The organism is Belnapia arida (assembly GCF_016773205.1).
Classification (GTDB): Bacteria; Pseudomonadota; Alphaproteobacteria; order Acetobacterales; family Acetobacteraceae; genus Belnapia; species Belnapia arida.
Map to the genome: position 1 here is coordinate 1 of NZ_JAETWB010000120.1, position 2594 is coordinate 2594.

At 62.3% G+C, this 2594-nt stretch carries 4 protein-coding genes; 3 read left to right on the forward strand and 1 reads right to left on the reverse strand.

The annotated features are described in order from the left end of the window. The first annotated feature begins 280 nt into the window (after window positions 1-280). From JMJ56_RS32890 to JMJ56_RS32900, 3 genes are all read left to right on the forward strand, one after another. Window positions 281-799: a response regulator gene (locus tag JMJ56_RS32890; RefSeq protein ID WP_202836083.1), complete on the forward strand. Its 519-nt coding sequence runs from the start codon at window positions 281-283 to the stop codon at window positions 797-799. Between the two features lie 361 nt (window positions 800-1160). After that, window positions 1161-1595, forward strand: a complete 435-nt coding sequence (locus tag JMJ56_RS32895) for a GFA family protein (RefSeq protein WP_202836084.1) — start codon at window positions 1161-1163, stop codon at window positions 1593-1595. Window positions 1596-1868: 273 nt separating this feature from the next. Further along, window positions 1869-2258, forward strand: coding sequence for a helix-turn-helix domain-containing protein (locus JMJ56_RS32900; RefSeq protein ID WP_202836085.1), 390 nt, complete (start codon window positions 1869-1871; stop codon window positions 2256-2258). Here the strand turns inward: JMJ56_RS32900 and JMJ56_RS34635 are convergent. Beyond that, a partial coding sequence (locus tag JMJ56_RS34635; protein WP_236039061.1) for a hypothetical protein occupies window positions 2253-2594 on the reverse strand: 342 nt, incomplete at its 5' end. The genes JMJ56_RS32900 and JMJ56_RS34635 overlap by 6 nt on opposite strands.

The window sequence follows — 2594 nt, forward strand, 5'->3', positions numbered from 1 at the left end:
TTCTTGCTCGCCATCTCGGTCCTCCTCCGGTTCAAACCCATACCTCAGGACGGACCACTTCAAAGGGGGTGGATCAGAGATGGTTAGTGCAGCAGCATCGCCGGGTTGAGGGCGGAGCGAGTGGCGGTGCGATAGCGGCTGCTACTGGCAGCCGAACCAGCACCGAATTCAACACTCAGTCTGATCACGCTTATATTCAACTTAAAGTTGAATTTGACTGGAATCCGTTCAGCGCCGATCAGATAATGTGCAGCCTAATGTCGCCACCCTAATTTAAAACATGAAGGCTGCTGCAATGTTCGCTGACGGAGCACTGGCGTTTGACCAGGCTGGGGAAGGAAGCCAGGCGACCCGGCCGGTCATCCTTGTCGTTGAGGACCAGGCTCTGATCGCCATCCTGATCGGAGATATCATTCAAGCAGCCGGGTACGATGCTGTCTTTGCCCACAGTGGCGAAGCGGCACTCGCCATGGCCAAGACTGTTGAGCACTTATCTGCAGTCATCACCGACATTCACCTGATGCACGGGATCGACGGCCGCTCGGTGCTACGGCATCTTCGGAAAAGCAATCCGCGGTTGCCAGCAGTGGTGGTCACCGGTTTTGAGAACTCGGCGCCGGAGGCAGATTTGCGCGGCCTCGGCGGGCCGACCGCTCGTCTTGTGAAGCCGTTCGACTGTGACGAACTTCTCGCCAGCTTGGCTGGTGTCCTCTCCAGCACCGATGGCCGTGCTCCAAAGCGCACAGAGAGTGGACTGACTGCCCGCCGAGGAGAGAGGCCCTCGTTCGCGCGCTTCTAGACTGCCAGCGCGCGCCTCTAGGCTAGTCCTTTCGTGGCTTCGTGGCTTCGTGGCTTCGTGGCTTCGTGGCTTCGTGGCCGCCTGCTGCCGCTCCCGCGTCAGGAGGGCTACAAGCCCAACACGCTCGCCCCACCGCCGCAGCAAGCAGCGCGCTCGGCCGCCATCTCCCGCAATAACGTCAGCACGTCGCGGGGGGATGCGGGCGCGGTGGTGGCGGAGCCGTTGAGCGCCTCAGCCGCCCCCAGTCCAGCCCACCAACCTCTCGTAGGACGGGTTCGCGCCACTGCCGGCGTGACCAACGCCGCTTGACCATCCGGGTCCCTGCGGATGGGATACGGTCCGCGCGAGGAGAAGTCAGGCTATGGAACTGCCGTTGAAGGGCGGCTGCATGTGCGGAGCGGTCCACTACGAGATCACCTGCGAGCCCACCCGCGTCTATGCGTGCCATTGCACCGACTGCCAGCGTGCGACGACCAGCGCCTTCTCGATCGGCGTCGCGGTTCCGGCAAATGCGTTTCGGCTGTCGGGCAAGGAGCTGCGAGGCGTTCCCGGGGGCGTCACCGACAGCGGGCGCGCCAAGACGCGCTGGGTTTGCCCCGATTGCGGGATTTGCATCTGCGGCGGCGTGAAGCCGGGAACCGAGCCGCCCGGCTCCGCGCGCGTCGTCCGGGGCGGCACGCTCGACGACACATCGTGGCTACGGCCGACGACACACTTCTACGTGCGGAGCAAGCAGCCATGGGTCGTCCTGCCAGAGGACGCCACGGTGTACGAGACGGCGCCGAACCGCGGCTGATGCTGCGGGGACATGTGCCGAAGTGGTGGGCGCGCCCCAGTACAGCCGCTTCGGGTCGACAACGGTCGCTCTAGCGCTCCGCCGTCACCTTGGCCGGCGCCACAATCATTGGACCAGCCCGTCCACCTGGCGCTGGTTCTCGCTAAAGCTCGCTGCTTCAGCTCGGCGGCGTGCTGAAGCATCCTGAACAGTTACGTAACGTCTCGCGATATGGTGTATGGTTTTGCACCTTTAAGTTGAGTGAAATGTCATGAACAAAACTTAGGGATGTAGATGAGCCAGACTGCTGTGCAACAAGATCTCCAGAGCCAACGCGCCGCCATGGCCGACGAGCACATTGGCGCTCTGATCCGCGTCAGACGGGTGATGATGGGGCTATCGCAGCAGCAGTTGGCCAAGCTTATCGGAGTGACCTATCAGCAACTAAATAAGTACGAGCGAGGTTTGAACCGCATTTCCGCAAGTCGTTTGTCTGACGTTGCGCAGGCGCTTAGGGTTGATGCCGCTTGGTTTTTCCAGGGCCTTGGCAAAGAAAGTGCAGTTGAAGACGTGGCGTCACGCCAACGCATGCTCCTGGATCTCATGCGCAATTTCGTTCTGATCAAGGATGAAAAGCAGCAGGAAGCCGTCACCTTTCTCGCCCGCTCGTTGGCAAGCTCATAGCGAAGCTTGCAGGCTGCCAGGCGCCTTCCCCTTAGAGCTTCTTGCTCTGTCGCGAGGCTCATGCGTGGGCACCGAGGCGGACGAGTCGTTGGAGGTTGTAGGAAAGCCCTCGCAGCAGCCCTGGACGCGCTGCGTCGGATCTAGCCTGGCGGTGAGCGCCTCGCCATGGCGTCGCTTCACGACGGACATGACGGTCTCCACCTTCCACCTTTGACGGTAGGCGACGCGATCGGCTGCGACACCTGGCTTGCCGAGCCGCCGGACCATCTCCTGCCGCAGCGGCGTGGTCGCGACCACGCGGGCCGAGCGCCGCTTCTTGGCCGGGATCAGACTGTC

Coding starts and splice junctions, on each gene's coding strand:
- JMJ56_RS32890 (WP_202836083.1), top strand. CDS start 281: ATGAAGGCTGCTGCAATGTTCGCTGACGGAGCACTGGCGTTTGACCAG.
- JMJ56_RS32895 (WP_202836084.1), top strand. CDS start 1,161: ATGGAACTGCCGTTGAAGGGCGGCTGCATGTGCGGAGCGGTCCACTAC.
- JMJ56_RS32900 (WP_202836085.1), top strand. CDS start 1,869: ATGAGCCAGACTGCTGTGCAACAAGATCTCCAGAGCCAACGCGCCGCC.